The sequence below is a fragment of the Inquilinus ginsengisoli genome (genome assembly GCF_050434925.1).
Lineage (GTDB): Bacteria > Pseudomonadota > Alphaproteobacteria > DSM-16000 > Inquilinaceae > Inquilinus > Inquilinus ginsengisoli_B.
The window spans coordinates 2,689,269-2,715,794 of record NZ_JBNDJK010000001.1 but is presented as its reverse complement, the minus strand read 5'-3'; the positions used below and the strand labels follow the sequence as shown (position 1 = coordinate 2,715,794).

General features: G+C 69.5%; 30 protein-coding genes. 10 read left to right on the top strand and 20 right to left on the bottom strand.

Annotation, left to right across the window (positions count from 1 at the left end; translation table 11 throughout):
- On the top strand, positions 1-348 hold the full coding sequence (locus QFZ27_RS12810; protein ID WP_429226779.1) for a RidA family protein: 348 nt from the start codon (positions 1-3) through the stop codon (positions 346-348).
- Positions 349-443: 95 nt separating this feature from the next.
- Here QFZ27_RS12810 and lepB read toward each other — a convergent pair whose 3' ends face one another.
- Both lepB and QFZ27_RS12800 read right to left on the bottom strand, forming a co-directional pair.
- The gene (gene lepB / locus QFZ27_RS12805; protein ID WP_429226778.1) at positions 444-1,217 is read right to left on the bottom strand and encodes a signal peptidase I; all 774 of its coding nucleotides are present in this window, start codon (positions 1,215-1,217) and stop codon (positions 444-446) included.
- Positions 1,218-1,283: 66 nt separating this feature from the next.
- On the bottom strand, positions 1,284-2,237 hold the full coding sequence (locus tag QFZ27_RS12800; RefSeq protein WP_429226777.1) for a phytanoyl-CoA dioxygenase family protein: 954 nt from the start codon (positions 2,235-2,237) through the stop codon (positions 1,284-1,286).
- A gap of 151 nt (positions 2,238-2,388) precedes the next feature.
- Between QFZ27_RS12800 and QFZ27_RS12795 the strand changes: the two genes are divergently transcribed.
- Both QFZ27_RS12795 and QFZ27_RS12790 read left to right on the top strand, forming a co-directional pair.
- Positions 2,389-3,252: a helix-turn-helix domain-containing protein gene (locus QFZ27_RS12795; protein ID WP_429226776.1), complete on the top strand. Its 864-nt coding sequence runs from the start codon at positions 2,389-2,391 to the stop codon at positions 3,250-3,252.
- A 151-nt stretch (positions 3,253-3,403) separates the two neighbouring features.
- Positions 3,404-4,456 (top strand): ankyrin repeat domain-containing protein, encoded by a 1,053-nt coding sequence (locus tag QFZ27_RS12790; protein ID WP_429226775.1) that lies wholly within the window; start codon positions 3,404-3,406, stop codon positions 4,454-4,456.
- A 646-nt stretch (positions 4,457-5,102) separates the two neighbouring features.
- On the opposite strand, the gene QFZ27_RS12785 is transcribed toward QFZ27_RS12790, so the two are convergent.
- Positions 5,103-5,624 (bottom strand): GNAT family N-acetyltransferase, encoded by a 522-nt coding sequence (locus QFZ27_RS12785; RefSeq protein WP_429226774.1) that lies wholly within the window; start codon positions 5,622-5,624, stop codon positions 5,103-5,105.
- Positions 5,625-5,716: 92 nt separating this feature from the next.
- Between QFZ27_RS12785 and QFZ27_RS12780 the strand changes: the two genes are divergently transcribed.
- The gene (locus tag QFZ27_RS12780) at positions 5,717-6,856 is read left to right on the top strand and encodes a hypothetical protein (protein WP_429226773.1); all 1,140 of its coding nucleotides are present in this window, start codon (positions 5,717-5,719) and stop codon (positions 6,854-6,856) included.
- A 121-nt stretch (positions 6,857-6,977) separates the two neighbouring features.
- On the opposite strand, the gene QFZ27_RS12775 is transcribed toward QFZ27_RS12780, so the two are convergent.
- Positions 6,978-7,526 carry a PH domain-containing protein gene (locus QFZ27_RS12775; RefSeq protein WP_429226772.1) on the bottom strand — a complete coding sequence of 183 codons (549 nt, stop codon included), beginning with the start codon at positions 7,524-7,526 and terminating at the stop codon, positions 6,978-6,980.
- A gap of 87 nt (positions 7,527-7,613) precedes the next feature.
- Here QFZ27_RS12775 and QFZ27_RS12770 point away from each other — a divergent pair, with 87 nt between their 5' ends.
- The gene (locus QFZ27_RS12770) at positions 7,614-8,528 is read left to right on the top strand and encodes a pirin family protein (RefSeq protein WP_429226771.1); all 915 of its coding nucleotides are present in this window, start codon (positions 7,614-7,616) and stop codon (positions 8,526-8,528) included.
- A gap of 361 nt (positions 8,529-8,889) precedes the next feature.
- On the opposite strand, the gene QFZ27_RS12765 is transcribed toward QFZ27_RS12770, so the two are convergent.
- Positions 8,890-9,804, bottom strand: a complete 915-nt coding sequence (locus QFZ27_RS12765) for a LysR family transcriptional regulator (protein WP_429226770.1) — start codon at positions 9,802-9,804, stop codon at positions 8,890-8,892.
- Between the two features lie 98 nt (positions 9,805-9,902).
- Between QFZ27_RS12765 and QFZ27_RS12760 the strand changes: the two genes are divergently transcribed.
- On the top strand, positions 9,903-10,643 hold the full coding sequence (locus tag QFZ27_RS12760) for a sulfite exporter TauE/SafE family protein (RefSeq protein WP_429226769.1): 741 nt from the start codon (positions 9,903-9,905) through the stop codon (positions 10,641-10,643).
- Between the two features lie 16 nt (positions 10,644-10,659).
- Here the strand turns inward: QFZ27_RS12760 and QFZ27_RS12755 are convergent, their stop codons facing one another.
- The 4 genes from QFZ27_RS12755 to QFZ27_RS12740 form a co-directional block, all read right to left on the bottom strand.
- Complete coding sequence (locus QFZ27_RS12755) at positions 10,660-11,151, bottom strand: hypothetical protein (RefSeq protein ID WP_429226768.1); 492 nt, start codon at positions 11,149-11,151, stop codon at positions 10,660-10,662.
- 279 nt (positions 11,152-11,430) lie between these two features.
- Positions 11,431-11,880 (bottom strand): hypothetical protein, encoded by a 450-nt coding sequence (locus QFZ27_RS12750; protein ID WP_429226767.1) that lies wholly within the window; start codon positions 11,878-11,880, stop codon positions 11,431-11,433.
- A gap of 18 nt (positions 11,881-11,898) precedes the next feature.
- Positions 11,899-12,351 (bottom strand): hypothetical protein, encoded by a 453-nt coding sequence (locus QFZ27_RS12745; protein WP_429226766.1) that lies wholly within the window; start codon positions 12,349-12,351, stop codon positions 11,899-11,901.
- A gap of 205 nt (positions 12,352-12,556) precedes the next feature.
- Entirely contained in the window at positions 12,557-14,089 is a 1,533-nt protein-coding gene (locus tag QFZ27_RS12740; protein ID WP_429226765.1) for an acyl-CoA carboxylase subunit beta, read from the bottom strand.
- Between the two features lie 134 nt (positions 14,090-14,223).
- On the opposite strand from QFZ27_RS12740, the gene QFZ27_RS12735 reads away from it, so the two are divergent.
- Entirely contained in the window at positions 14,224-15,390 is a 1,167-nt protein-coding gene (locus QFZ27_RS12735) for a M20 aminoacylase family protein (protein ID WP_429226764.1), read from the top strand.
- Between the two features lie 3 nt (positions 15,391-15,393).
- Here the strand turns inward: QFZ27_RS12735 and QFZ27_RS12730 are convergent, their stop codons facing one another.
- From QFZ27_RS12730 to QFZ27_RS12720, 3 genes are all read right to left on the bottom strand, one after another.
- Entirely contained in the window at positions 15,394-15,729 is a 336-nt protein-coding gene (locus tag QFZ27_RS12730) for an antibiotic biosynthesis monooxygenase family protein (protein WP_429226763.1), read from the bottom strand.
- Positions 15,730-15,740: 11 nt separating this feature from the next.
- Complete coding sequence (locus tag QFZ27_RS12725) at positions 15,741-16,637, bottom strand: alpha/beta fold hydrolase (protein ID WP_429226762.1); 897 nt, start codon at positions 16,635-16,637, stop codon at positions 15,741-15,743.
- A 117-nt stretch (positions 16,638-16,754) separates the two neighbouring features.
- Entirely contained in the window at positions 16,755-17,450 is a 696-nt protein-coding gene (locus QFZ27_RS12720; RefSeq protein ID WP_429226761.1) for an ATP12 family chaperone protein, read from the bottom strand.
- 105 nt (positions 17,451-17,555) lie between these two features.
- Between QFZ27_RS12720 and QFZ27_RS12715 the strand changes: the two genes are divergently transcribed.
- A complete protein-coding gene (locus QFZ27_RS12715; RefSeq protein WP_429226760.1) occupies positions 17,556-17,774 on the top strand; it encodes a hypothetical protein in 219 nt (72 codons plus the stop codon).
- Positions 17,775-17,796: 22 nt separating this feature from the next.
- On the opposite strand, the gene QFZ27_RS12710 is transcribed toward QFZ27_RS12715, so the two are convergent.
- Complete coding sequence (locus QFZ27_RS12710; RefSeq protein ID WP_429226759.1) at positions 17,797-18,639, bottom strand: 5'-nucleotidase, lipoprotein e(P4) family; 843 nt, start codon at positions 18,637-18,639, stop codon at positions 17,797-17,799.
- 136 nt (positions 18,640-18,775) lie between these two features.
- Between QFZ27_RS12710 and QFZ27_RS12705 the strand changes: the two genes are divergently transcribed.
- Both QFZ27_RS12705 and QFZ27_RS12700 read left to right on the top strand, forming a co-directional pair.
- Positions 18,776-19,396, top strand: coding sequence for a glutathione S-transferase family protein (locus tag QFZ27_RS12705; protein WP_429226758.1), 621 nt, complete (start codon positions 18,776-18,778; stop codon positions 19,394-19,396).
- Between the two features lie 38 nt (positions 19,397-19,434).
- Positions 19,435-21,129, top strand: a complete 1,695-nt coding sequence (locus QFZ27_RS12700; RefSeq protein WP_429226757.1) for a dihydroxyacetone kinase family protein — start codon at positions 19,435-19,437, stop codon at positions 21,127-21,129.
- Between the two features lie 62 nt (positions 21,130-21,191).
- Here the strand turns inward: QFZ27_RS12700 and ureG are convergent, their stop codons facing one another.
- The 7 genes from ureG to QFZ27_RS12665 all read right to left on the bottom strand — a co-directional run bounded on the left by ureG (position 21,192) and on the right by QFZ27_RS12665 (position 26,518).
- Positions 21,192-21,821, bottom strand: coding sequence for an urease accessory protein UreG (ureG, locus tag QFZ27_RS12695; RefSeq protein ID WP_429226756.1), 630 nt, complete (start codon positions 21,819-21,821; stop codon positions 21,192-21,194).
- On the bottom strand, positions 21,818-22,510 hold the full coding sequence (locus tag QFZ27_RS12690) for an urease accessory protein UreF (RefSeq protein WP_429226755.1): 693 nt from the start codon (positions 22,508-22,510) through the stop codon (positions 21,818-21,820). Before QFZ27_RS12690 ends, ureG begins: the two co-directional genes overlap by 4 nt.
- Entirely contained in the window at positions 22,503-22,964 is a 462-nt protein-coding gene (locus QFZ27_RS12685; protein WP_429226754.1) for an urease accessory protein UreE, read from the bottom strand. The genes QFZ27_RS12690 and QFZ27_RS12685 overlap by 8 nt, the downstream gene beginning before the upstream one ends.
- A 210-nt stretch (positions 22,965-23,174) precedes the next feature.
- Positions 23,175-24,884, bottom strand: coding sequence for an urease subunit alpha (gene ureC, locus QFZ27_RS12680; protein ID WP_429226753.1), 1,710 nt, complete (start codon positions 24,882-24,884; stop codon positions 23,175-23,177).
- Between the two features lie 12 nt (positions 24,885-24,896).
- The gene (locus QFZ27_RS12675) at positions 24,897-25,217 is read right to left on the bottom strand and encodes an urease subunit beta (RefSeq protein WP_429226752.1); all 321 of its coding nucleotides are present in this window, start codon (positions 25,215-25,217) and stop codon (positions 24,897-24,899) included.
- Positions 25,218-25,365: 148 nt separating this feature from the next.
- Positions 25,366-25,668: an urease subunit gamma gene (locus tag QFZ27_RS12670; RefSeq protein WP_429226751.1), complete on the bottom strand. Its 303-nt coding sequence runs from the start codon at positions 25,666-25,668 to the stop codon at positions 25,366-25,368.
- A gap of 22 nt (positions 25,669-25,690) precedes the next feature.
- Positions 25,691-26,518 carry an urease accessory protein UreD gene (locus QFZ27_RS12665; RefSeq protein WP_429226750.1) on the bottom strand — a complete coding sequence of 276 codons (828 nt, stop codon included), beginning with the start codon at positions 26,516-26,518 and terminating at the stop codon, positions 25,691-25,693.
- Between the last annotated feature and the right edge of the window lie 8 nt (positions 26,519-26,526).

Genomic DNA, 26,526 nt, shown 5'->3' with positions numbered 1-26,526 from the left:
ATGACCATCAAGCGCATCGGCGTCGGCCCGCGCATGAGCGCGGCCGTCATCCATGGCGACCGCGTGTTCCTGGCCGGCCAGGTGGCCGAGACCCCGACGCCGGACGTGACCGAGCAGACCCGTCAGATCCTGGCGACGATCGACGGGCTGCTGGCCGAGGCCGGCACCGACAAGACCAAGCTGCTGACCGCCAACATCTGGCTGGCCGACATCGCCGATTTCGCCGCCATGAACGCGGCCTGGGACAAGTGGGTCTCGCCCGGCAACACCCCGGCCCGTGCCACGGTCGAAAGCAGGCTGGCCGGCCCGGAATACCGCGTCGAGATCCAGGTCACCGCGGCGATCTGATCCCGCTTCGCTCCGTCGCGTAGGTTGGGTTCGCCCATGGCGAACCCAACAGCTTCAAGTGTTGGGTTCGCGGACCGCGAACCCAACCTACAAGCTCACTCGATCGCCGACAGGAAGCGGTCCAGCCGCAGGCCGGCGGGCCAGGTCCAGACCGGCTGCGAGGCGCGGCCGAGATCCCAGGACGCGACCACAAGCTCGGCCTTGCCGACGAGGTCGCCGACCGGCAGCAGGCCGACGCCGCCGGCGCTGACCGGCAGCCGGCTGTCGGCAGAGTTGTCGCGGTTGTCGCCCATGACGAAGAGGTCGCCGGGCGGCACCGTGACCTCCGCCATCTCGTCCAGCGGCCCGCGGGCGTAGAGCTTGAAGATCGGGTGGCTGATCCCGCCCGGCAGGGTCTCGACCGCGCGGACGGCAGGCACGGTCGCGCCGTCGCCGCGCTCCACCCTGCCCTCGCCGTCCGGCCGCAGCCCGACCGGCGCGCCGTTGATCCAGAGCCGGCCGTCGCGCATCGCGACGCGATCGCCCGGCAACCCGATCACCCGCTTGACCCAGGTCTGCGACGCATCTCCGGGCCAGCGGAAGACGACGACGTCGCCGCGCGCCGGCATCCGGCCCAACACTCGACCGCTCGCGGGCAAGGTCAGGCCGAAGGGCAGCGAGGCAGCGCTGTAGCCGTAGCTGAACTTGGTGGCGACGAGCTCGTCGCCGATCTGCAGCGTCGGCTCCATCGAGCCGGAGGGGACGTAGAAGGGCTCGGCGATGGCGGTCTTGCCGGCGGCGATCACCAGCAGCAGCGCCGCCAGCTCGCCGGCGCCGCGCAGCCAGCGCCGGCCGCTTACACCAGTCTTCGATGCCGTATCGGTCGCCATCGCGCACCTCCGAGGCCGGACGTTCGCGCCGCGCCCGGCCCCGGACAAGTTACGAATGGGACATGATCACTCGTCCCAGGAGGCGAGGCCGAGCAGCCTCTCTCCCAGCGGGGTCAAACTGGCGCGCTCGTAGCGCGTCTTTTCCCACTCCCGCGGATCGCCGGGGAAGGCATAACCCTGCGGCGGCTCGCGGTCGCGCCAGGACTGGATGCGCCAGTCGCGCAGCTGGGCGTTGCCCTCGTCCGCCGGGGTCATCGAGATGTACTGCGCCATCCGCACCCGGTCGGCCGACCGGTTCGGCCGGATGCCGTGCGCCAGCAGGCTGTTGAAGATCAAGAGGTCGCCGGCCTTCATGGTGACGTTCCGGATCTCGAAGCCGGTGGTGTCCGGCGCCCAGGGGTTGCGGTCGGCCGGCTGGGTCTCGCGCCACGCTTCCAGCGTCCGGAACAGCTCCGGCACGCATTGGAAGCCGCCCATCTCCGGGTCGGTGTCGACCAGCGACAGCACGCCCTGGCAGTTCACCGGCAGCGGCGTCAGCGAGGTGTCGGCGTCCCAGTGGATGAAGCCGTTGAAACCGCGGGCTTGGCGGTTCGGCGGGTTCAGGTTGGCGCGGTCGATGGTGACCCACAGCCGCTCGGTGTCCCAGATGTCGACGAAGGCGTCGTACACCTTCTGGTGCTGTCGGTTGTCCCACAGCAGTTGGTGGTTGTAGATCTCGACCATGCCGCTGTTGTTCAGCTCCTTCATCGCGTGGTCGCGCAGCTGCGGCTTCACCCAGCTCTCCGGATCCTTCGGATCCATCTCCTGGAACTCCCACAGCAGGTCGCAGGTGCGACGGACGTTCTCGGCCGGCACCGCATTGGGGACGACGACATAGCCCCAGGTGATCCAGTGCTTCCAGTCCGCCTCGGACAGGACGCGCAGCGGCCGCGTCTTCTCGATGTCCTTGAGTTGGGTGTCGTAGGTGTAGGAGACCGAGGCGTTGCCCGGCCGGTTGTCCCCGTACTGATAGCGGTCCATTGGCGTTTCCCCTGAAGCGGTGCGGCGTTCGGCCGTCCATGTCAGGACTGTAGCGCCGTCCGGGCCCGCCATGTTGGCGCCGCCTGCCGAAAACTGATACTGGAGTCGCGTCGGGCGGCAACCGAGCTGCCCTTGCGTATCAGTTCTCGCCATGCAGCCGATCTTCGAGAAGGTGACGGTGCCGGGGGATGCGTCCTGGACGCTGCTGAACCGGCGGCTGGACGACGCCATCCCGTTCGAATGGCACTACCACCCGGAGTTCGAGCTGACGCTGACCCTGAACAGCCGCGGCCAGCGCCATGTCGGCGACCATCTCGGCCAATACGACGACGGCGACCTGGTGCTGGTCGGCCCGAACCTGCCGCACACCTGGTGCTCGCGCGAGCGCATCGACCCGGCCCGGCCGCATATCGCGCTGGTGATGTGGTTCTCGCCGGACTGGGCGGCGCGGCTGGTGGGCTCGCTGGCCGAGCTGCGGCCGGTGGCGCGCCTGCTCGACGAGGCCGGGCGCGGCCTGGCCTTCTCCGCCCCCGCCGCCGCCGCGGTGCGGCCGGCGATCGAGGCGATGCCGGATCTCGACCCCGCCGGCCGGCTGCTGCGGCTGATCGAGGTGCTGACCGCCCTGGCGCGGGACGAGGGCCGGGCGCCGCTGGCCGCCCCGGCGCCGCTGCCGGCCGCCGTGGCGGCGCCGGAGCAGGCCCGCATCGACCGGGTGCTGAACCACATCCACGCGCATTACCGCGACGAGATCCCGATCGCGGTGCTGACCGGCCTGGCCTGCCTCAGCCCCTCGGCCTTCCACCGCTTCTTCCGCCGGCACACGAGGCTGACCGTGTCGCGTTATGTCGCCCAGCTGCGCATCGGCCAGGCCTGCTCGCTGCTGATCAACAGCGACCGCCCGATCGCCCATGTCGCCGACGAGGTCGGCTATCCCAACATCGCCAATTTCAACCGCCAGTTCCGGGCGCTGAAGGCCATGTCTCCGCGCGAGTTCCGCCGCAGTTTTCGCGGGTGAGGTCAGCCCGGTATGGCCGGACGGCAGCCATAAGCCCCTTCGGGGCAGCAAGCCTGTGCATTGCCGGGATGGATAGCGGTCTTTGGCGTATCTAAGATCAAAGACGACCTCAGCCGAGGCGCGTGTATCCCCTTCCACCGCGAGGATGCAGATGACCACCCCTCTCAAGACGCGGCTCCCGAAGCACTTCGAAGATCTGCTCAAGGCGGGCGATCTTGCAGAGCTGAAGGCGGTCTTCGAGACCTGCGACCTGAATGCTCGCGGCGGGTATAATGAGCAGACAGCGCTGGGCTTTGCGGAATGTCCCGATGAGCTGGCCCGCTGGCTGGTCGCCCAGGGCGCCGATCTGTCAGCCGCCGACAGCCACGGCAACACGCCTTTGCATGCGCGGTCGCGTGCGTGGCGGGGCCGCATCGAGGGACTGCTGGAGCTGGGTGCCGATGTCCACGATGACCGCCCGGCGGTGGGCACGCCGCTGCACGCGGCAGCGGCATCCCACATTCCCCCCAATGCCCGCCTGCTGATCGAGCACGGCGCCCGGGTCGATGCCCGCAACCAGGCGGGCCTGACCCCGCTGGAACTGGCCCTGCAGCAGTGCAGCAATGCGGTGCTGGAGCGGATGGCGCCCCTGGCGGAAGACCTTCTGGCCGCCGGCGCCAGCAGGACCGAACGGATGACGGGCTTCGTCGAGGAGATCGGCAGGCGCTTCGAATTCCACCGCGGCAACTTCAACCCGGAGTCGGTCGAAGCCGCCAGCGCCGCTCTCGATCGGCTGTATGAACTGTTCGACGTCGTGCCCGTGCCCCGCCGCGCCCTACATGACGGCAAGTCCATGATCGTCGTCAGGGCGACCCGCTGGCAGGACCAGCACCGGGAATTATGGGACCTTTTGGTACCAGGCAGCGGCCCGGCGGCCACGGTGCAGGGAGAGGTGGTGCGGATCGCCGGGCGCATATCGAACGAACTCGACGGCAATGGCGGCGCCAACTGGGATGGGGATTACGGCAGGATGGCCGACGCCTATTTGCGCCATGTCCAGACCGGCACGCCCCTGCCTGACCACGAGATCCGGGAAGTCGCCGCGATCGTCGCCAGGATAAAGGCCAACTTCGGCGATCCGACGCGCCTGATCGAGCTGGCGGTCGCCTGGGTGCTGGCGAACCCGAAACCAATCAAGCTCGCGCCCCCGCCCTACAGGCGCTAGCCAGCGCACGGATCGGGTTCGCACATCGCGACCCTGATTGACAGCGACCGGCCGATCGCCCATGTCGCGGACGAGGTCAGATACCCCAACATCGCCATTTCAACCGCCAGTTCCGGGCGCTGAAGGCAATGACCCCGCGCGAGTTCCGCCGCGGTTTTTGCGGGTGAGGCGGCTGCAACGGTTCGCGCGCCTCAGCGCGGCCGGGCGGATGGTTCGGAAGATACCGATTGTCCGCAGAGGGCGGAAAGCGGAAGCTCGCCAATTGATCGATCAGAGAAGGCAAGCCATTGTCTTCGGCCTCCTATCCTCCAAAGCGCATCAAGTAGTCGTCGATCTCCTGGTCAGTGGCGTGCCAATGTGCGCCCCGAAGCTCGGCCATCGCAATCAACCCAAGAAGGGTTATTGGATCGTCTGCTAAAAACGTGTCACCGCCTCTCGTGGCAATGAGGCTACTAGGTTCGCTGCCTGGCTCAATTTTGTAGCCCTTTGATAGGATCGCCAAATATGCGGGCACGGCTACATTTGCGGCTGCCGAGATATGCATCGAGTGGCTCGTCTGCTAATGGCCGCCTAGACTAGCGGTTCTGCCGTCCACTCGACAGTCCGCTTCGGGTCTCAGACGGCCGCAAGACGGAATGGGCGCCCCTCACCCGATCGCCTTCGTCATCTCGACCCAGGTCGGCCTGTCGTAACCGGGATGGGCGTGCAGCGCGCCTTCGGTGAAGCCGAGCGACGCGAAGAAGCGGCGGTTGCCGTCCAGCGCCAGGCGGACGCCGAGCGCCAGCCGCATACCGCCCAGCCGCCGCGCCTCCGCCTCGGCCGCCGCCATCAGGGCCCGGCCGACGCCGCTACCGCGATGCTCGCGGGCCACCGCCACCCGGCCGACATAGAGGTCGCCGCCCTCACGCCGCTGCAGGACCAGGCAGCCGACCGCGACACCGCCCGCCTCGGCCACCAGCCCCTGCTCGCGGCCCAGCAGCGCCGTGATGCTCTCCGCCGTCTCGTTCACCGCGCTGGGCGGCGGGTCGAGCCGGTCGAGATAATCCGCGAAGGCGCCGCGGATCAGCGCCACCACCGCCGCAATCTCCTCCGCCGAGTCGCCGCGCATCGGCCGGACCGTCACGCCTGACCCGGGCGCCGCGCCGCCGCCCTGCCCCGTCTTCGCCATGGAAAAGCCCCGAGTCGCCTGCCCCATTATGCAGTGCCAGAATGCGGCCGGCGGAGACAGCCCCGCCCACGGCAGAATTGAAGGGGGAGACCATGACTCATCGCATGACAGCGGGCGTCGCGACCTTGGCCGCACTGCTTGCGGCGACGCCGGCCTGGGCGCAAAGCGCCAATCGCGGCCTGCAGACCGTGACCGACGGCGCCAAGGTCACCGGCCACATGACCATCGATTTCAACTCTCGCAGCGTCCGCAACAGCAACGGCCTCGACGTCTACACCATCGAGAACCTCACGGTGGCGGATCTCATGGCCTATGCCGGCTCGGCCCAGCGCAAGCCGGAGGACACCATCACCTACAGCCTGCGGATCGACGTCAACAACCCGGCGAATCCGAGCCAGATCGCCAAGGAAGTGGCGATCATGCGCGGCGAGACGCCGATCGACGAGGGCGGACGGTACCAGCCCGAATCCGGCAATCTGCGGCTCGACATCGTCAAGGGCCAGCAATCCAGCGGCAAGTTCGGCGGCGTCATCCAGGGCCGCGAGGTCACCCGCTGGTGGGAGCTGGGCGAGCAGATCAACCGCGCCTCGAAGGTGGCGGACAAGCTGTATTCCCGCACCGTCAACGGCAAGGTGGTGACGATCCAGGTCAAGAACCCGGACCCGCTGGCCTTCCAGGGGCTGGTGCTGGCGCCGGGTCCGTTCTCGTTCCTGCCGCAGACCCGGGTGTCCGGCAACCTCGATTACGACTACGAGCTCGGCAACTGGCTGACCGACAACAACGGCATCACCTTCCAATACGCCATCGGCAACCAGGCCTATACCGACAAGGTCACCGGCTCGATCCGCTATGTCGAGGAAGAGGGCAACTTCACCGACGCCAAGGGGCAGAGCCGCAACTACACCGGTTATTACGACTACAACCTGCGCTTCAACGAGGCGGTGGTGAAGCCGGAGGAAGCGTTCTTCGGCGGCGAGAACAACGATGCCGATGTCGAGGCCTTCTTCGGCACGGTGGAGCAGGACCAGGCCGGCATCTACGGCCGCGTCTACTATCTGGACAGCGAGGATGGCTGCAAGCGCGAGAAGAACGAATCCGGTCAGATGGAGTGCATCGGCCCGACCCGGTCGGAGGTGTATTGGGACCTGAAGCCGGTGAAGCTGACCTACAGCCAGCTCGGCAACTGGTTCAAGCTGGAGCCGCTGATGATCGGGCCGTTCAACGACGAGTGAGCTGTTAGCCGTCCCTCCTTCCTGTCATTGCCGGGCTTGACCCGACAATCCAGAGAGCGTCGACATCCTCTGGATCCTCGGGTCAAGCCCGAGGATGACAGGGAAGGGGTACAAGCCTTCCCTACCCCGGCAGCGACCCGGCATCGTGGCCGCCATGCCCGTCATGATGGTGGTCGTCGCCGGCCGAGGACACCTCGACCTCGCGGAACCGCACCCGGTTCTGCCGCGCCACGGTGGCACGCCGCAGCTCGTCCAGCCGGGTCTCAGGCATGGCGATCGGGCCGATCAGGATGTTCGGGGCCGACTGGTCGCGCGTGGTCAGCCCGATCGTGCCCAGCCCCAGCACCAGCCATTGCAGCGGCCGCGACAGCGAGAAGTCGCGCACCCGGAACAGCTCGATCTCCTCGCGCTTCCGCACCAGGAGGCCGGAGCGGATGATCAGCCGCTCGCTGGTCAGCTCATAGCTCACCAGCCAGCGCCAGGCGGTCCAGACGACGGCCACGATGACCGGTGCCGCGGCCGGCACCGGCCCGCCGATCATGCCGATCAGCACCGCCAGCACGATGGCGAGCACCCAGACGTAAAACGACGCGCGCAACGCGGTGCGGATCTTCCAGATCACGGTCTCGCCGGCAGCCCCCGCCGCGGCGTCCTGAGTGGTTTCGGCCATCTTCGGTCCCCCCTTGGCTCATGCCGGAGCGAAGGGTACGGTCGAACCGAGCGCCCGTCCATGGCGGTTCTGGGCGGAGGAGTTACCATGAGCTGGCAGCCGACCCGCGATCCCGTCACCGGCGAGACGCCCTGCCCCCTGATCGAGACGGTGGTGATCCCGCGCACCGCCGATATCGGCGGCTTCGAGGTGCGGCGCGCCGTGCCGTCGATGCAGAAGCGCTCGGTCGGCCCCTTCGTCTTCGTCGACGAGTTCGGCCCGACCCTGTTCGGCGCGGGCGACGGCATCGACGTGCCGTCGCACCCGCATATCGGCCTGGCCACCGTGACCTATCTGTTCGCCGGCGAGCAGACCCATCGCGACAGCCTGGGCACCCGCCAGCTGATCCGCCCCGGCGACGTCAACTGGATGACCGCCGGCCGCGGCATCGCCCATTCCGAGCGCACGCCGCCGGCCCTGCGCACCACCGGGTCGACCCTGTTCGGGGTGCAGACCTGGGTCGCCCTGCCCGCCCCGTATGAGGAGGTGGCGCCCAGCTTCGCCCATCACGGCATCGACGACCTGCCGGTGATCGAGGATGCCGGCACGTCGGTACGGCTGATCGTCGGCTCGGCCTATGGCGCGCGCTCGCCGGTCGCCACCTTCTCCGAGACGCTGTATCTCGACGCGGCGCTGCAGGCCGGTGCGGTGCTGCCGCTGCCGGCGGAGCATGAGGAGCGGGCGGTCTATGTGATCTCCGGCCGGGTCCGGATCGGCGGCGACGATTTCCCGCCGCAGCGCCTCTTGGTCCTTCGGCCGGGGGACACGATCACGGTCGAGGCGCTGGAGGAGACCCGATTGCTGGTGTTCGGCGGCGAGCCGCTGGATGGCCCGCGCAAGCTGTGGTGGAATTTCGTCGCCCGCAGCCGCGAGCGCATCGAGCAGGCCAAGGACGACTGGCGCGAAGGCCGCTTCGGCACCATCCCGGACGAGACCGAGCGGCTGCCGCTGCCGGAGCGGTGAGACCGTTTGGAGCTGTTCCCCTTCTCTGTCATTGCCGGGCTTGACCCGGCAATCCCAGGGGCCACCTGGAGCGGCATCGACATTCCCTGGATGCCCGGGTCAAGCCCACGGCTGTCCGGTTGAGCCTTTCGGGTTGTAGCTCAAGGCACTGAGCTAAACTTTTATTGTCATTGCCGGGCTTGACCCGGCAATCCAGGGCCACCCGGAGCGGCTTCGACATTCCTGGATGCCCGGGTCAAGCCCGGGCATGACAGTTTAAAATAGAACCGCAGGCTCCAAGCACGTTCTCAGGTTGCTGCTTTTCCTCGACCGGACACTCGTGGGTCAAGCCCGGGCATGACAGAATGGGGTGAGTCTCGGTCTACACCCCAGACGAATCCTTCGCCAGATACTCCACCAGCCGCCTGGCGTGAGCCGGCAGGGCGTCGAGGGACCGGACGCAGATCGACAGCCGGCGCAGCGCCCAGGGGTCGGACAGCGGCACGGCCCGGATCGCCATGCTGCGGCGGCAGCGCCGGGCCGCGGTCTCCGGCACCACCGCCAGGCCGACGCCCTGCTCGACCATCCGGCACACCGCATCGAAGCCGCCGAGCCGGACCCGCAGCGTGAGCGGCCGCCCGGCCCGGGCGGCGTGACGGGCGAGATGGTCCTGCAGCGCACTGCCAGGGCTGAGGCCGACGAAATCCTCGCCCAGCACCTCGGCGAAGGCGATGCGGCGGCGGGCCGCCAGCGGGTGGCCGCGCGGCACCGCCAGCACCAGCCGGTCGATCCGGAACGGAATGCGCTCAAGCCCCCCGCTGCCATCCGCAGCGCCCCCGTCGGCCATGTCCGCGACGATGCCGAGATCGGCCAGCCCGGCGGCCACCGCCTCGACGATGGCGTGGCTCGGCCGCTCCTCCAGGTCGACGTCGATGCGGGGGTGGGCGGCCAGCCATTCGGCCAGGGGCTCGGGCAGGAACTCGGTCATCGCCGCGGTGTTGCCGAGGATGCGGACATGGCCCTTGAGGCCGCGGGCATAGTCGCCGAGCTCACCGCGCATCCGCTCCATCTGCTGCAGCACCAGCCGGGCGTGGTGCAGCACCGCCTCGCCCGCCGGGGTCGGCGCCACGCCGCGCCGGCCGCGCTGCAGCAGCGCCGTGCCGGCCGCCGCCTCCATGCCGCGGATGCGGGCGCTGGCCGAGGCCAGGGCCAGGGCTGAGCGCTCGGCGCCGGCGGTGATGCTGCCGGCTTCGGCGACGTGCAGGAACAGGCGCAGATCGGTCAGATCGAAACGCATCGGCAGGTCCTCCGGCATGGCCAGCCTTCGTCCTGGCCGAAGGCTGGCTCCCTCCCTTCCACATTGTCGCCGGTGCCGACGCCGGGCAAGCTATGGCCATGATCGATCCGCTTTTCCTCCTCGTCGCCCTCACCTTCCTGCTCGCCGGCTTCGTCAAGGGCGTGGTCGGGCTCGGCCTGCCCACCGTGGCGATGGGGCTGCTCGGCCTGGCCATGGCGCCGGCCCAGGCGGCGGCGCTGCTGGTGGTGCCGTCGCTGGTGACCAATCTCTGGCAGCTCTTCGCCGGGCCACGTTTCGGCGGGCTGCTGCGCCGGCTGTGGCCGATGATGGCCGGGATCTGCCTCGGCACCTGGGCCGGGGCCGGGCTGCTGACCGGTGCCGGGGCCGAACGCGCCACCGTCGCTCTCGGCGCGGCGCTGGTGCTCTATGCCGCGATCGGCCTGGCCGGACCGCGCTTCTCGGTCCCGGCCCGGGCGGAGCGCTGGTGGTCGGGCCCGGTCGGCGCCGCCACCGGCCTGGTCACCGCCGCCACCGGGGTCTTCGTCATCCCGGCGGTGCCGTTCCTGCAGGCGCTGGGGCTGGAGAAGGAGGACCTGATCCAGGCGCTGGGCCTGTCCTTCACCGTCTCGACCCTGGCGCTGGCCGCCGGGCTGGCGCGGGACGGCGCCTTCCCGGTGGCCGCCGCCGGCACCTCGCTGCTGGCCCTGGCCCCGGCGCTGCTGGGCATGGCCGCCGGCCAATGGCTGCGGCTGCGGGTGCGGCCGGAGGCGTTCCGGCGCTGGTTCTTCCTCGGCCTCCTGCTGCTCGGCCTCGACCTGGCCCTACGCCCGCTGCTGTAAGCCATCGCACGTTCATTCAACTGCTGGCGCCCAATGCACGGGCGCAGTCGAAACCCCTGAGCAGAGGCTCTCCGGTATCCTTCTCGACATAGTCATACGAGCGGATACGGCCTTCGGCATCGATCTGGAAGATGATGGTGCAACTCACCTCGATCTCCCTAGGCGAAACCCACGGGCCATCGACATATGTCGTCCGGGTTTCAGAGTAGCTTCGGACGTTTCCGTCATCGTCGCGGATTGTGCCCTCCGCGGCCTCCGTCCGGGGAATTGACACATAGAAGCCACCCGTTTCCACATTGCGCGAACGCACGAATGTCGTCCTGTTCTGGCCATCCGGCAAGGAGACGCGGCTGACAGGCCTGCCGAAGTTGAGAATGGCTACGGCTTCCGTCTTGCCGACATATTGGTCCAGCATCCTGCGAACCTGACGATCATTGGACGTTCCACAACCGGCGAGCATCAGGACTGCAATACCGAGAAAGACAAATCGAAAGTCGAAGCACAGCATCGCCCCTCCGAGATTACAGCCATCGAACAGCTTCTCTTATTGAAATTTTCCCAGTCAAACACAGCTTCATTGCGGCACGCCACTGCCGCCGGGCTGGCGCGCGACGGCGCCTTCCCGCTGACCGCCGGCACTTCGCTGCTGGCGCTGGCCCCGGCGCTGCTCGGCATGGCCGCCGGGCAGCGGCTGCGGGTGCGGCCGGAGGCGTTTCGGCGCTGTCCTCCTCGGCCTGCTGCTGCTCGGCCTGGACCTCGCGCTGCGGCCGCTGCCGTGAGCAGCGGATCAATCCAATTCCTCGGCGACGCAGCCATTGCCGCGGAAGGCATAGGACGATATCCGATCGGCGGCGTCGAACAGGAACGTTACCAGGCAAGGTCGGCGCTCGGCATAGGGCGGCACCCAGCGATCGACGGTGACGGTGCGGGTTTCGACATAGTCCTTCGCCCGGCGGCCGTCATAGATCGTGCCGGTGACGGTTTCGCTATGCGGCTCGCTCCTGAAATAGCCGCCGCCGCGTTCGACCCATGACGCGTCAAAGATGGCATAGCGCGAGCCGTCGCCGCCGCGCCCCTCCCGGAGAGGAGCGCCCACGTGGGCGATCAGCAACGATCTCGGCACGCCGATCAGGCGATCCAGCTGCTGCCGGGCTCCAGCCTCGGTCATCCGGGCGCAGGCGGACAGCAGCGCGGCGCCGGCAAGCAGTGTGACGATCGGCAGGAGGAGCGGACGCATCGATGCTTCCCCATTTTTCTATGATTGCTCCGGCGCGACGCAGCCGTCACCGACATGGGCGTAGGTCGCGACCCGGCCGGCGTCCGTGAAGTAGAAGGTCGTCAGGCAGCGGCGCTGGCGCGAATAGGGCGCCACATAGCGCTCGCTCCGCACCGGGACGAAGTCGAAGTAGCTCCGCCTGTTGCCGTTCTCGTTGCGGTAAGTCCGCCGGACGATCTTGGAATCCATGACGGGTAGAGAGTAGCCACCGCCGGATTCGGTCCAGGACAGGTCGTACTGGACGGTGCGCCGGCCGTCGGGGCTGCGGCCTTCCCAGACCGGGCGGCCGAAATTGAGAGCCACCGCCTCCGCCGGCATGCCGACCCAGCGGTCCATCTTCTGGCGGAAGCCGACCTGGGACTCGCCATCGGCGCAGGCGCCGAGGAGTGGAAGACCGATGAGGAAAGCGATGATCCGTGAAACGGGCGGCATGAACGGGAACTCCAAAAAGCCGGCTCAAATGCACGCGGCATATAATAGAATGATCTTATGGAGACTCCATCATAAATAGAATAGCCCTGCAAGGGCAAGATCGTCAGTCAGCTGCCGGCTTCACCGCTCACTCCGCCGCGACGCAGCCATCCCCGGCATAGGCGAAGGCGCGCGGTCATCCCGGTCTCTGTGGTCGGTGTGGGGATCACAACGGCAAATTGTCGTGCTTCTTCCAGGGATTCTCGAGCTTCTTGTCGGCCAGCATCGCCAGCGCCTTGCAGATCCGCCGGCGGGTGTTGTGCGGCATGATCACGTCGTCGACATAGCCGCGGGCCGCGGCGACGAAAGGGTTGGCGAATTTCTCGCGGTATTCCTCGGTCCGCGCCGCGATCTTGTCGGCATCGCCGAGGTCGGCGCGGAAGATGATCTCGACCGCGCCCTTCGGCCCCATCACCGCGATCTCCGCGGTCGGCCAGGCGTAGTTGACGTCGCCGCGCAGATGCTTCGACGCCATCACGTCATAGGCGCCGCCATAGGCCTTGCGGGTGATCACCGTGACCTTCGGCACCGTCGCCTCGGCATAGGCGAACAGCAGCTTGGCGCCGTGCTTGATGATGCCGCCATACTCCTGGCTGGTGCCGGGCAGGAAGCCGGGCACGTCGACGAAGGTGACGATCGGGATGTCGAAGGCGTCGCAGAAGCGGACGAAGCGCGCCGCCTTGCGGCTGGAATCGATGTCCAGGCAGCCGGCCAGCACCATCGGCTGGTTGGCGACGATGCCGACGGTGCGGCCCTGCATCCGCGCCATGCCGATGATGATGTTGCCGGCGAAGGCGGGCTGCAGCTCGAAGAAATCGCCCTCGTCCACCACCTTCCCGATCAGCTCCTTCATGTCGTAGGGCTTGTTCGGGTTGGCCGGGATCAGGGTGTCGAGCGACATCTCCGGCCGGTCGGCCGGGTCCTCGGTCGGGCGGATCGGCGCCGGCGAACGATTCGACGACGGCAGGAAGCCGACGAAGTCGCGCAGCCGCAGCAGCGCCTCGACATCGTCCTCGAAGGCCAGGTCGGCGACGCCGGACTTGGTGGTGTGGGTGACGGCACCGCCCAGATCCTCGGCCGTCACCACCTCATGCGTCACCGTCTTCACCACGTCCGGGCCGGTGACGAACATGTAGGAGCTGTCCTTCACCATGAAGATGAAGTCGGTCATCGCCGGCGAATAGACCGCGCCGCCGGCGCAGGGGCCCATGATCAGCGAGATCTGCGGCACCACGCCCGAGGCCAGGACATTGCGCTGGAACACCTCGGCATAGCCGCCGAGCGAGGCCACGCCCTCCTGGATCCGCGCGCCGCCCGAATCGTTCAGGCCGATGACCGGCGCGCCGACCTTCATCGCCTGGTCCATGACCTTGCAGATCTTCTCGGCATGCGCCTCGGACAGCGAGCCGCCGAACACCGTGAAGTCCTGGCTGAAGACGAAGACTAGCTTGCCGTCGACCGTGCCGAAGCCGGTGACCACGCCGTCGCCCGGCACCTTCTGCTCGGCCATGCCGAAATCCGGCGAGCGGTGCTCGACGAACATGTCCCATTCCTCGAAGGAGCCGGGGTCGAGGAAGATTTCGAGCCGCTCGCGCGCCGTCAGCTTGCCCTTGGCATGCTGGGCCTCGATGCGCTTGTTGCCGCCGCCGAGGCGCGCCGCCGCGCGCTTCTTCTCGAGCACCTCAAGGATCTCGCGCATTCTCCCCCCGCGGATGTCCGCCAAAGCGTCATCCGCCTGCAATAGCACGCGGCGCAGGGCGGGGCGAGATCGGGGCTTGCCAGCCCGGCGGCATGGGTTCCTGATACGTCCGACGTTCCCGCGAAGGACCAGCCATGAAGATCGACCCGATGATCGCCGGCTTCGCCGACGAGCTGACCGAATGGCGCCGGGACATACACGCCCACCCCGAGCTGGGCTTCGAGGAGCAGCGCACCAGCGCGCTGGTGGCGGAGCGACTGCGCGCCTTCGGCTGCGAGGTCGCGACCGGCATCGGCAAGACCGGCGTGGTCGGCACGCTTCGCGTCGGCAACAACCCGAAGGCGATCGCCCTGCGCGCCGACATGGACGCCCTGCCGATGCAGGAGGCGAACGGCTTCGGCCACCGGTCGCAGACCGCGAACACGATGCATGCCTGCGGCCATGACGGCCACACCACCATGCTGCTGGGCGCCGCCCGCTACCTGGCCGCGACGCGGAACTTCGACGGCACGGTGCATTTCATCTTCCAGCCGGCCGAGGAGGGCCGCGGCGGGGCGCAGGCGATGATCGCCGACGGGCTGTTCGACCAGTTCCCGTGCGAGGCGGTGTTCGGCATGCACAATTTCCACACGCTGGATGCCGGCCGGGTCATGGTCCGCCCCGGCCCGACCATGTCTGGCGGCGGCATCTTCGACATCGAGATCACGGGGCGCGGCGCCCATGGCGCGCTGCCGGAGACCGGCATCGACCCGGTGGTGATTGCGGCCCATGTGGTGACGGCGCTGCAGAGCGTGGTGGCCCGCAACATCGCCGCCCTCGATTCCGCGGTGGTCAGCGTCACCCAGATCCATGCCGGCGACGCCTACAACATCATCCCCGACACCGCGGTGCTGCGCGGCACCTTCCGCGCGCTGCGCATGGAGGTGCTGGAGGCGCTGAAGGCGCGGATCGAGGCGATCGCCCGCGACGTCGCCACCGCCTTCGGCGGCCGGGCCATGCCCGATGTGCGGATCACGGTGATCCCTGTGATCAACAATGATGCCGAAACGGAATGGGTGGCCGAGGCCGCGGCCGACGCCCTAGGCGCCGACGCAGTCGACAGCAACGGCGCCATCGTCATGGCGTCGGAGGATTTCGCCTTCATGCTGGCGGAGAAGCCGGGTGCCTTCCTGTTCATCGGCAACGGAAAGGGCAGCGTGCCGGTGCATAACCCGCATTACGATTTCAACGACGAGATCCTGCCGGTCGGCGCGACGCTGTGGTCGCGGCTGGTGGAGACGCGGCTGAAGAAGGCGGGGTGAGCCTCACGTTTCGTCCCCGCCGATGTCGCCATGCGAGTGGCGGATCTGCAGGATCTGCACCCGGTCCGGCAGCTCGATCAGGAATTCCGGGTCGCGGTCGAGATGGTGGATCGCCGTCGGGTCGCTGCCGGTGAACTGCGCCATCGCCTCGACGCTCTCCCAATAGGAGATGGTGACGAACTCGGTCTCGTCCGCGCGGTCCTCGCGCAGGCATTGGACGCCCAGGGCCTTCTCGATCAGCGGCTTGATCCCGACCTCGTAGTTGTAGGCCTCGTATTCGTCGGCGCGCGCCCGCACCGTGCGGCCGCGCCAGATCCGGGCAATCATGGGTCTGGTCATCGTCGTCCTCCTCATCGGCTGTGCACGCGGCCGAGAAAATCCCGCATCAGGGCCACGATCTCGGCGAGATTGGTCTCCAGCGCCCAATGGCCGCCATCGAGCAGGTGCAGCTCCGCCTCCGGCAGGTCCCGCAGCCAAGCCAGCGCGGACGGCTCGGGCATGAAGCCGTCCTGCGGCCCCCAGGCGATCAGGGTCGGCGGCCGGTGCTCGCGCAGATAGGCCTGGTAGCGCGGGAACCAGCCGAGATTCTGCTTCAGCCCCTCCATCAGCCCGACCGCGATTGCCCGGCGCCGTGGCGTGTCCATCAGCGGCCAGTGGAGGCTCCAGAGGTCGGGCGGGATGCGCTCGCCCAGGTCGGCACGGACGTTGTTCAGGAACTCGTCGCGGAACCCCTCCTCGCTGACCGCCGCGACCAGCGTGGCGCGCGTCTCGTCCGTCGGCCTGGCGAAATGCTCGGTCAGCGCGGCGTATTTCGGGCCGAGCACATCCTCGTAGATGTCGCCGTTCTGGACGATCAGCGCCGCGATGCGGTCCGGCCGCCGGATCGCCAGGCGCAGGCCGATCTGCGAACCGTAATCATGCAGGTACAGGGCGAAGCGCTCGAGCCGCATCGCCTCGGCGAACCGCTCCAAGAGGGCGGCGTAGCCGTCGAAGTCATAGGCGAAGCCCTCCGGCGTGTCGCTGTGGCCGAAGCCGGGGAAGTCCGGCGCGACCAGCCGCCAGCGATCGGCCAGCGCCGGCATGAGATTGCGGAACTGATAGGAGGAGCAGGGATAGCCGTGCGGCAGCACGATGGTGGGCGCATCCTCGCGCCCGGCTTCCCGATAAAAGATCCGGATCCCGTCGATCGTGACATGCCTATGCCGGACGCTGTGGTCGGCATCGGCGGGGGATCGCATCGCGGTCATTGGGCATCGTCTCCGTCGCTAGGGGGGACGAGGCGCGGCCGTCCGGGCAGCCGGCACCGATGGCCGAGAGCTGGGGCCCTCTGCTCTTCAGATAGGTCGCCCGGCCGGATGCTCCAGTCAGCCCGCCGCCAGCGCGACCAGCCGGGCGGCCGCCTGCAGCTCGGCCCGCAGCCCGGCGCGCCGGGCCGTGGCCTCGGCATCCTCGCCCCAGCGCTCGATCTGGAAGCTGGCGTCCAGCTCGGCCAGCTCGAAGGCTTCGTCGGCATCGATCCGGCCGGCCAGCAGCGCCAGGCCGAGCACCAGCGAGCCGGTCAGCGCCGTCGCCTGGTGCAGCGCCGTCAGCCGCCAGTCGTCCTGCGCCGCCACAGCCGCGCGCAGCGCCGCCAGGCTGGCGCCAGGCTGCGCCTGGTGAATGATGCCGGAGGTCACGGCCAGCGGCGCGTCATGCGCAGTCATCGCCCAGTCGAGCAGCGGTTGCCAGGCGACGGCCTGCCGCTCCACCAGCGCCGCTGGCGCCTCGGCCCGATAGCACAGCAGGTCGCTGCCGCCATAGGGGGCGATGCTGTCGATGACCAGTTGCCGATTCGGCGCCGTCTTGTCGATCGTCGTCGCGGCCAGCTGCATCAGCGGCATGGAAGACGGCACCACCTTCCCGGCCTGCGCCTCCCACTCCGCCGCCACCGCCTCGGCCAAAGCGCGGCTCGGCAGGACGAACTCGGCCTTGGCCGGGCTCTTGATCGGCTTGCCGTCGAGGACGACGCCGAACCCGTCGCCGGCCGGCACCACACCCACCGCCTTGTAGAAGCGCTTCATCGTCTGCCCCAGTCACTCTCCGCCCGCGCCGATATCGGCAATCGTGACGGCGGATGCAACCCGCAGCTTTCGTCGGAGCGGCCGGAATGCTACCGCGGTGCCACGATGCAGCTCGACCTGACCAACACCTCGATCATCCTCGCCGCCGCCCTGGCGGTGGTCGCGGCCATGCTGGTGATGGACCGCCGCCGCCCGCCGCCGGGCGAGGTGCGGCTGTTCCCGGTGATCCCGGTGCTGATGGTGGCGGCCCTGGTGGTAATCCTGATGCTGGCGCATCTGGTATCGCTGCTCACCGGCCAACCGTTCCAGGGGCGCGGCTTCTGAGGCCGCGCCCGCACGGGAACGGCTACTGCCCGTTCCAGGGCGTCAGCGCCTCGATCTTCAGCTTGCGCTGCTCCGCCGCCGGCAGCTTGTAGTCGCCCTTGTACGGCGCCGATTCGAACGAGCCGTAGGTCGGGTTGGCGATCGCGATCCAGTCGCGGCCCCAATGGTCCTTGGCCGCCTCGAACGCCTTCTGCCGCTCCTCCAGCGTGCCTTTGTAGGCGTCGCTGAAATCGCCGAAATTGTCGCCGACCAGCAGCAGGATCCGGTAGTCCTTGGCGATCACGGCGCGGCGCGTGCCCTTGGCCGAGCCCCAATCCGGCTGCTCCTTGGCGCTGAGGAAGGTGTCGACGTTGTCGCCCATCGGGAAGCCGAGCGCCTTCATGTGCTCGACCGTCGGCCCCTCCTCCTCCTTGGTGCGGTTGGTGACGTAGAACACCTTCACGCCCTTGGACGCGGCATATTGGGTGAACTCGACCGCGCCGGGGATGGCGGTGTCGATCTTGGCGTTGACGTATTTGGTCCAGGTCTTGGGGTCGAAGCCGGAGCCCTCGGCCACGTTGCGGGCCTGGTATGGCGAGGTGTTCAAGAGCGTGTCATCGACATCGAGCACCACCGCCGGCGGCAGGGTCTTGAAGTCGCCGGTCTGCTCGGCCGGTGCCGCGGTGCGGGCCGGGTCGGCCAGCGCTTCATCCAGCCGGATCCGGGCCAGGGCATAGGCACCGATCGCATTGGCCTGCGCCTCGACCGAGGTCTGGTCCCACAGCACCGCGTTGAGGTTGTCGTCCGGGCCGGGGCCCTGCTGCGCCTGCGCCGCGCCCGCAGCCGCCATCATCGCCAGGGCCGAAGCCCATCCGTACCGCATCATCCGAAGCCTCCATTTGTTACAGTTTCGTGACGGCATATGAGCAGGCCCGGACCGCGCGCGGCAACCCCCGTTCAGGCTTCGTATCGCGCACCGCCGCGTCGTGTTAGGAGTGCGGAGCGCGACGAAGGGAGGACCGATGTACACGCTCTACGCCCAGCCCGGCACCGGCTCGACGCTCAGCGAGATCATGCTGACCCTCGCCGGCGTCCCCTTCGCCATCAAATCGGTCGACGTCTTCGACAACCCGGCCGACCGCGAGATGCTGCAGCGGCTGAACCCGCTGACCCAGGTGCCGGTGCTGGTCCTGCCCGACGGCACGGTGATGACCGAGAGCGGGGCGATCACGCTGCATCTGGCCGATGTGGCGCCGGATTCCGGGCTGGCCCCGCCGCCCGACCACCCGGACCGGCCCGCCTTCCTGCGCCGCCTGGTGTTCATCGTCGCCGCGCTGTACCCGACCTGGGCCTATGGCGACGACCCCGGCCGCTGGGTCACCGGCGACCAGGCGAAGACCGAGCTGCGCGCCTCGACCGACGAGCACCGCAAGGTGCTGTGGCGGCAGATGGAGGCGGCGGCGGGCACACCCTGGTTCCTCGGCCACACCCGCTCCGCCATCGACGTCTATGTCGCGGTGATGAATCGCTGGCGGCCGCGCAGCGAGTGGTTCGCCGCCGAATGCCCGAAGCTGTCGGCCATTGCCGGGCGGCTGCGCGCCGACCCGCAGCTGGCCGAGGTCTGGCAACGAAACGAAGGCTGAACCATCCGATCCCGATTCTGCGACCGAGGGGGCGTGACGTGAAGAAGCTGATCAACAATCCGCGCCATGTCCTGCGCGAGATGCTGGAAGGGTTCGTCGACCTGCATTCCAGCCTGGCGCTGCTGGAGGAAGAGGCCGTGGTGGTCCGCGCCGACCTGCCGGTGCCGGCCTCGCGCCCGATCGCGCTGCTGTCCGGCGGCGGCAGCGGGCATGAGCCGGCCCATGCCGGCTATGTCGGGCCCGGAATGCTGGCAGGGGCCATCGCCGGGGACGTCTTCACCTCGCCCAGCGTCGACGCCGTGCTGGCCGGCATCCGCGCCGCCGCCGGCCCTCTCGGCGCGGTGCTGGTGGTCAAGAACTACACCGGCGACCGGCTGAACTTCGGCCTGGCCGCCGAGCTGGCGCAGGAGGAGGGCATCCCGGTCGAGATCGTGGTGGTGGCCGACGACGTGGCGCTGCGCGACACGGTCGAGCCGGCACGCCGCCGCGGCATCGCCGGCACCGTGCTGATCCACAAGCTTGCCGGCGCCGCGATCGCCGCCGGCAGGACGCTGGCCCAGGTCGCCGCCCTGGCCCGCGCCGCCGCCGCCGATCTCGGCACCATGGGCGTGGCGCTGGGCGCCTGCACCGTGCCGACCGCCGGCAAACCCGGCTTCACCCTGGGCGACAGCGAGATCGAGCTGGGCCTGGGCATCCATGGCGAGGCCGGGGTCCGGCGCGGGCCGCTGCAGCCGGCCGATGAGCTGGTGGCCGAGATGCTGCAGGCGATCGTCTCCGACCTCGGCCTGGCGCAGGGCGACCGGGTGGCGCTGCTGGTCAACGGCCTCGGCGCGACGCCGCCGATGGAGCTGTCGATCGTCGCCCGCGCCGTTTTGGCCGATCTGGCAGGGCGCGGCATCGCGGTGGAACGGGCCTGGGCCGGCAACTTCCTGACCGCGCTGGACATGCCGGGCTGCTCGCTGAGCCTGCTGAAGCTGGACGACGAGCGGATCGCGCTCTTGGACGCGCCGACCCAGGCCCCGGCCTGGCCGGGCGGCGGCCGGGTCGGGCCGAAGCGCCGGATCCGCGCGCCGGAGCCGGCGCCGGCGGCCCGGGACGACACCCCTCCCTCGCCGCTGGCCCCGGCGCTGCAGGAGGCCGGCCGCGTGGTGGCCGACGCACTGGTCAAGGCCGAGCCGCATCTGACCGACCTCGATGCCCGCGCCGGCGACGGCGATCTCGGCGCCAGCATGGTGCGAGCGGCGGAGGCGATCCGCGCTTTGCCCGAGGACGCCTGGGCCGACCCGTCGCGGGCGCTGGCATCGGTCGGCGACGCGCTGCGCCGAGCGATCGGCGGCAGCTCCGGCCCATTCTACGCCACCGCCCTTTTGCGCGCGTCGCGGCGGCTGGCGGGTGAGGCGGTCCCCGCCCCGGCCGCCTGGGCCGAAGCCTTCACCGCCGCGGTGCAGGCGATCGCCGAGCTGGGCGGCGCCAAGCCGGGCGACCGGACCATGCTGGACGCGCTGCACCCGGCGACCGAGGCCTTCTCGGCCGCGGTGGCCAGCGGCAAGTTGCCGGCCGAGGCCTGGGGCGTCTGCGTCGCCGCGGCCGCCGCCGGCACCGACGCCACGGCACGGATGCTGCCGCGGCTCGGCCGGGCCAGCTATCTCGGCGAACGCGCCATCGGCCTCCCCGATGCCGGCGCCGCCGCGGTGCTGGTGTGGCTGCAGGCGCTGAAGGCGGTGGTGCGGTAGACGGCGGCCATTTTTTCGCTACCTCTCCCGCCTGGCGGGAGAGGCTACGCATCTAGTCCCGCTTAACCCGCCCCTTTACCCAACCCACCCGCCCTCTCGATGAACGCGGCGATCTCGGCGACGCCATCGCCGCTGCGCACCCGGGCGAAGACGAAGGGGCGGTCGCCGCGCATCCTGCGGGAATCCCGGTCCATCACCTCGAGCGAGGCGCCGACCAGGGGCGCCAGGTCGGTCTTGTTGATCACCAGCAGGTCCGACCGCGTGATGCCCGGGCCGCCCTTGCGCGGGATCTTGTCGCCGGCCGAGACGTCGATGACGTAGATGGTGAGGTCCGCCAGCTCCGGGCTGAAGGTGGCGGCCAGGTTGTCGCCGCCGGATTCGATCAGCACCAGGTCGAGGCCCGGGAAGCGGCGCCGCATCTCGGCCACCGCCGCCAGGTTGATCGACGCGTCCTCGCGGATCGCGGTGTGCGGGCAGCCGCCGGTCTCCACCCCAAGGATGCGGTCGGAGGTCAGTGACCCGGCGCGGTTCAGGAACTCCGCATCCTCCTTGGTGTAGATGTCGTTGGTGATGGCGGCGATGTCGTAGCGGTCGCGGAAGGCCTTGCAGAGCGCGTCCATCAGCGCCGTCTTGCCGGAGCCGACCGGGCCGCCAATGCCGACGCGCAGGGGGCCGTTGTGGGTGCGGGTCATGTGCGGAACAACCTCGTATATTGGGTCTCGTGCTGCATCGATGCGATGTCGGCGGCGACGGCCAGGCCCCCGCAATGGCTGAAGGGATCGCCGTCGGGCAGGGACGCGGCCCGGGCCGCCGTCTCCGCCACCGCCGGCATCAGCGCGGCGATGGCGCGCTGGCCATCGGTCTGGCCCAGCGGCACCAGGCGCTGCGCCGCCGACACCAGGTTGGCGGCGACGGCATGCAGGAAGGCAGTCAGCGACGGGGCCAGGGCGATGCCGTGACCGGCGGCGCAGGCGGCGACCGCGACCGGATAGGCCACGGTCTCGCCGATGCGGGCGGCCAGACGCTCCAGCCCCGGCACCGGCCAGGCGGCGCGGGAGATGGTCAGGAAGGCGGTGCCCTGGGCCAGGGGCTCGACCTGCCGCTCGCGCGACGCGGCCAGCGCCGCGGCCAGGTCGGCGATCTCGGCCAGCCGGTCGTCGTCGCCGGACGCGGCGGCGCGGTGGGCGTGGACGAACAGCACGGCATCGTTCCAGCCGGCGCCATGCGCCAGCGCATCCTCGATCCAGGCGATCAGGCCCGGCCGGTCGGTCACCCAGCCGGCCTCATTCGCCCATTCCAGGCCGCTGGAATGGCTGAAGGCGCCAACCGGGTAGGAGGGCGACAGCCAGGCCATCAGCCGGTAGAGGGCGGCGTCAGCCATGGGAGTGCCCCTGCACGGCGCCATGGCCATAGGCGCCGCCCTCGGGGTCGAAGGGCGCCTCGATGGCGATGACCACGCCCCCGAGGCCGCGCACCATTTCCTCGATCACATGGTCGGCGCGGATGCGCAGCGCGTCGGGCAGCAGCTGGGTCGGTAAATGCCGGTTGCCGAGATGCCAGGCAATGCGGATCAGCTCGGCCTGGCTGCCGGCCCGGATCTCGACCAGCCGTTCCGGCGCTGCCGCGACCAGGACCAGGCCCCCCTCCTCGCCTTGGAGCGCGTCGCCGTCGCGCAGATGCGCCGCCTCGGACAGGTCGAGCAGCACCACGGTCCCGGCCTCGCCATACAGCACGATGCGGCGCCGGTGGCGGGAATCATAGTCCAGCACGACGCGGTCGGAGGCTTGGGCCGGATCGAAGCGGCCGGCCGGGACGACGGCGGTGAAGCGCTTCATGGCCGAGCCCCTGACAGACTCCACCCCATCTTTGCTTGTCCCCCCTCCCCTTGCGGGAGGGGGGCAGGGGGAGGGGTCTGCGCGCGTCCGCGCGCGAATGCCCGAGGACGTCCCGGCAAGCTGAGAAAACCCCCTCCCCCTAGCCCCCTCCCGCAGGGGAAGGGGGGACTCAAAAGGGTGGGCTCGGTCTCGATCGGGGTCACAGCCATCTCAGAACAAAAAATACCGCTGTGCCAGCGGCAGCACCGAGGCTGGTTCACAGGTCAGCAGCTCGCCATCGGCGCGGACCTCGTAGGTCTCGGGGTCGACCTCGATCACCGGGGTCGCGGAATTGTGCACCATGTCGGCCTTGCCGATGCCGCGGGTGCCCTCGACCGCCACCACCTCCCGCGCCAGGCCCAACCGCTGGCCAATGCCGTCCTCCAGCGCCGCCTTGGACACGAAGGTGATGGCCGAGGCCGCCATCGCGCGGCCGAAGCCGCCGAACATCGGCCGGTAATGCACCGGCTGCGGCGTCGGGATCGAGGCGTTGGGGTCGCCCATCAGCGCCATCGAGATGGTGCCGGCCTTCAACACCAGCTCCGGCTTCACCCCGAAGAAGGCCGGGTCCCACAGCACCAGGTCGGCCAGCTTGCCCACCTCGACCGAGCCGACATGCTTCGACAGGCCCTGCGCGATCGCCGGGTTGATGGTGTACTTCGCGACGTAGCGCTTGACCCGGGCGTTGTCGTTCTCGCCGGTCTCCTGCGCCAGCCGGCCGCGCTGGACCTTCATCTTGTGCGCGGTCTGCCAGGTGCGCAGGATCACCTCGCCGATCCGCCCCATCGCCTGGCTGTCGGAGGAGATGATCGAGAAGGCGCCGAGGTCGTGCAGGATGTCCTCGGCCGCGATGGTCTCGCGCCGGATCCTACTCTCGGCGAAGGCCACGTCCTCCGGGATCCCGGCATCCAGGTGATGGCACACCATCAGCATGTCGAGATGCTCGTCGAGCGTGTTGACGGTGAAAGGCCGGGTCGGGTTGGTCGAGGACGGGATGACATTGGCCAGGCCGGCCACCCGGATGATGTCCGGCGCATGCCCGCCCCCGGCGCCTTCGGTGTGGAAGGCGTGGATGGTGCGGCCCTTGAAGGCGGCGATGGTGTCCTCGACGAAGCCGCTCTCGTTCAGCGTGTCGGTGTGGATCATCACCTGGATGTCCATGGCGTCGGCGACGCCGAGGCAGCAGTCGATCGCCGCCGGGGTGGTGCCCCAATCCTCGTGCAGCTTGAGGCTGGAGGCGCCGGCGCGGATCTGCTCGATCAGCGCGTCCGGCCGGCTGGCATTGCCCTTGCCGGAGATGGCGAGGTTGACCGGCAGCCCCTCCGCCGCCTGCAGCATGCGGGCGATGTGCCAGGGGCCCGGGGTGCAGGTGGTGGCCTTGGTGCCGGTGGACGGGCCGGTACCGCCGCCGACCAGGGTGGTGACGCCGCTGGCGAGCGCCTCCTCCACCTGCTGCGGGCAGATGAAGTGGATGTGGCAGTCGATGCCGCCGGCGGTCAGGATCTTGCCCTCGCCGGCAATGATCTCGGTGCCTGGGCCGATGACGATGTCGACGCCCGGCTGGATGTCCGGGTTGCCGGCCTTGCCGATGGCCGCGATGCGGCCGTCGCGGATCGCCACATCGGCCTTCACAATGCCCCAATGGTCGAGGATCACGGCATTGGTGATGACGGTGTCGGCGGTGCCTTCGGCGCGGGTGGCCTGGCTCTGGCCCATGCCGTCGCGGATCACCTTGCCGCCGCCGAACTTGACCTCCTCGCCATGGATCGTGTGGTCGCGCTCGATCTCGATGAACAGCTCGGTGTCGGCCAGGCGCAGCCGGTCGCCGGTGGTCGGCCCGAACATGTCGGCATAGGCGGCGCGGGAGATGGAAATCGGCATGTCTCGGCCTCCTCAGCCCTGGACCGGATCGAGCGGACCCATGACGGCCTGGCGGAAGCCGGTCGCGACGCGGGCACCGGCCAGGGCGACCAGCAGCACCTCGCGGCTCTGCCCCGGCTCGAACCTGACGGCGGTGCCGGCCGCGATGTCCAGCCGCCGGCCTCGCGCCGCCGCCCGGTCGAAGGACAGGGCCGGGTTGGTCTCGAAGAAATGGTAGTGGCTGCCGACCTGGACCGGCCGGTCGCCGGTATTGGCCACGGTCAGGACGATGCTGTCGCGCCCCGCGTTCAGCTCGATCGTGCCCTGTGCCGGAATGAGTTCGCCCGGGATCATCGGCGGTTCCTCCGGCCGGCAGCTACCCCAACCCTGTCATTGCCGGGCTTGACCCGGCAATCCAGAGAGCGTCGACATCCTCTGGATGCGCGGGTCAAGCCCGGGCATGACAGAAGAGAAGATACGAAATTGAACATCGCCATCCCCCTCACCTGATCGGCTCGTGGACGGTCACCAGCTTGGTGCCGTCGGGGAAGGTGGCCTCGACCTGGACGTCGTGGATCATCTCGGCGATGCCTTCCATCACCTGGTCGCGGGTCAGCACCGCGGCGCCGGCCGCCATCAGATCAGCCACCGAGCGGCCGTCGCGCGCGCCTTCGGTGACGAAGTCGGAGATCAGCGCCACCGCCTCCGGATAGTTCAGCTTCACGCCGCGCTCCAGCCGCCGGCGCGCCACCATCGCGGCCATGGCGATCAGCAGCTTGTCCTTCTCCCGCGGGGTCAGGTTCACGGAGACTCCTCCCAGTGCTTCTTCAACATTGCCAGACGCGCGGCAGCGGGCGTCCGGCCCGCAGGATACCGAGCGCCGAGATCAGGTCGCGCCGCAGCACGGCGCTATCCGCCGCGGCGAAGCGGGCGACCAGCAAGCCGTTCCAGGCGCTGGCGCCTGCCAGACCCTGCACTCCGGCCAGCGCCGCGCGCAACGGGTCGATCAACGCCTGCGCCTCAGGCGCGGCGAACAGCAGCGTCGCCACCGCCCGGGCACCACGGCCGAGGCCCGGCCGATCCAAGGCCGCCGCCGGGTCGCCGTCGACCGCCAGCACATCGGCATAGACCAGCCTGCCGTCGCGGCGGATCCGCCAGGCGTCGCGCAGCGTGCCCTGCCGCACCGTCTCGCCCATCGCCGCCCGGCCGAACACGATCGCCTCGATCCCGAGGAACCGGGCATCGCCGCGCAGCTCGATCTGCAGGTCGCGGTCGAGCCGGGCCCGGTCGAACAGGATGGTCTCCTGCGGCAGCCATTCCGCCACCGCGCCGGGCTCGATCACCAGCCGGGTCTCGATCCGCGCCGCGTCGCCGAGCGATCGGTAGATCCGCTCCGCCGCCTGGCCCGCCACGGTCGCCGCGGTGCCCTCGCCCCAGCGCACCGCCTGGCTCAGCCGGTCGCCGCCGGTCAGCCCGCCGGCGGTGTTCAGCAGCACGGCGCCGGCGAAGGCACCGGCCTCACGCCGTGGAAAGCGCGCCTTGGCGCAGCCCTCCTGAAACAGGGCGTCGAGCACGGTCTCGGCCCCGCGCCGCTTGAAGCCGAGGTCGAGCCGGCCGCAGGCGCGCGCCAGCGGCACGGGCAGGACCGTCGGCACCGCGAGGG

Bases quoted from the DNA above. Each gene is read 5' to 3' on its own strand.
- QFZ27_RS12765 (WP_429226770.1), bottom strand. From the start codon at position 9,804: ATGCGTTTCGATCTGACCGATCTGCGCCTGTTCCTGCACGTCGCCGAA.
- QFZ27_RS12715 (WP_429226760.1), top strand. From the start codon at position 17,556: ATGCAGCTCGACCTGACCAACACCTCGATCATCCTCGCCGCCGCCCTG.
- QFZ27_RS12755 (WP_429226768.1), bottom strand. From the start codon at position 11,151: ATGCTGTGCTTCGACTTTCGATTTGTCTTTCTCGGTATTGCAGTCCTG.
- QFZ27_RS12735 (WP_429226764.1), top strand. From the start codon at position 14,224: ATGAAGATCGACCCGATGATCGCCGGCTTCGCCGACGAGCTGACCGAA.
- QFZ27_RS12720 (WP_429226761.1), bottom strand. From the start codon at position 17,450: ATGAAGCGCTTCTACAAGGCGGTGGGTGTGGTGCCGGCCGGCGACGGG.
- QFZ27_RS12810 (WP_429226779.1), top strand. From the start codon at position 1: ATGACCATCAAGCGCATCGGCGTCGGCCCGCGCATGAGCGCGGCCGTC.
- QFZ27_RS12780 (WP_429226773.1), top strand. From the start codon at position 5,717: ATGACTCATCGCATGACAGCGGGCGTCGCGACCTTGGCCGCACTGCTT.
- ureC (WP_429226753.1), bottom strand. From the start codon at position 24,884: ATGCCGATTTCCATCTCCCGCGCCGCCTATGCCGACATGTTCGGGCCG.
- QFZ27_RS12740 (WP_429226765.1), bottom strand. From the start codon at position 14,089: ATGCGCGAGATCCTTGAGGTGCTCGAGAAGAAGCGCGCGGCGGCGCGC.
- QFZ27_RS12790 (WP_429226775.1), top strand. From the start codon at position 3,404: ATGACCACCCCTCTCAAGACGCGGCTCCCGAAGCACTTCGAAGATCTG.
- QFZ27_RS12710 (WP_429226759.1), bottom strand. From the start codon at position 18,639: ATGATGCGGTACGGATGGGCTTCGGCCCTGGCGATGATGGCGGCTGCG.
- QFZ27_RS12770 (WP_429226771.1), top strand. From the start codon at position 7,614: ATGAGCTGGCAGCCGACCCGCGATCCCGTCACCGGCGAGACGCCCTGC.
- QFZ27_RS12725 (WP_429226762.1), bottom strand. From the start codon at position 16,637: ATGACCGCGATGCGATCCCCCGCCGATGCCGACCACAGCGTCCGGCAT.
- ureG (WP_429226756.1), bottom strand. From the start codon at position 21,821: ATGACCCGCACCCACAACGGCCCCCTGCGCGTCGGCATTGGCGGCCCG.
- QFZ27_RS12705 (WP_429226758.1), top strand. From the start codon at position 18,776: ATGTACACGCTCTACGCCCAGCCCGGCACCGGCTCGACGCTCAGCGAG.
- QFZ27_RS12795 (WP_429226776.1), top strand. From the start codon at position 2,389: ATGCAGCCGATCTTCGAGAAGGTGACGGTGCCGGGGGATGCGTCCTGG.
- QFZ27_RS12750 (WP_429226767.1), bottom strand. From the start codon at position 11,880: ATGCGTCCGCTCCTCCTGCCGATCGTCACACTGCTTGCCGGCGCCGCG.
- QFZ27_RS12690 (WP_429226755.1), bottom strand. From the start codon at position 22,510: ATGGCTGACGCCGCCCTCTACCGGCTGATGGCCTGGCTGTCGCCCTCC.
- QFZ27_RS12800 (WP_429226777.1), bottom strand. From the start codon at position 2,237: ATGGACCGCTATCAGTACGGGGACAACCGGCCGGGCAACGCCTCGGTC.
- QFZ27_RS12775 (WP_429226772.1), bottom strand. From the start codon at position 7,526: ATGGCCGAAACCACTCAGGACGCCGCGGCGGGGGCTGCCGGCGAGACC.
- lepB (WP_429226778.1), bottom strand. From the start codon at position 1,217: ATGGCGACCGATACGGCATCGAAGACTGGTGTAAGCGGCCGGCGCTGG.
- QFZ27_RS12730 (WP_429226763.1), bottom strand. From the start codon at position 15,729: ATGACCAGACCCATGATTGCCCGGATCTGGCGCGGCCGCACGGTGCGG.
- QFZ27_RS12785 (WP_429226774.1), bottom strand. From the start codon at position 5,624: ATGGCGAAGACGGGGCAGGGCGGCGGCGCGGCGCCCGGGTCAGGCGTG.
- QFZ27_RS12675 (WP_429226752.1), bottom strand. From the start codon at position 25,217: ATGATCCCGGGCGAACTCATTCCGGCACAGGGCACGATCGAGCTGAAC.
- QFZ27_RS12685 (WP_429226754.1), bottom strand. From the start codon at position 22,964: ATGAAGCGCTTCACCGCCGTCGTCCCGGCCGGCCGCTTCGATCCGGCC.
- QFZ27_RS12760 (WP_429226769.1), top strand. From the start codon at position 9,903: ATGATCGATCCGCTTTTCCTCCTCGTCGCCCTCACCTTCCTGCTCGCC.
- QFZ27_RS12745 (WP_429226766.1), bottom strand. From the start codon at position 12,351: ATGCCGCCCGTTTCACGGATCATCGCTTTCCTCATCGGTCTTCCACTC.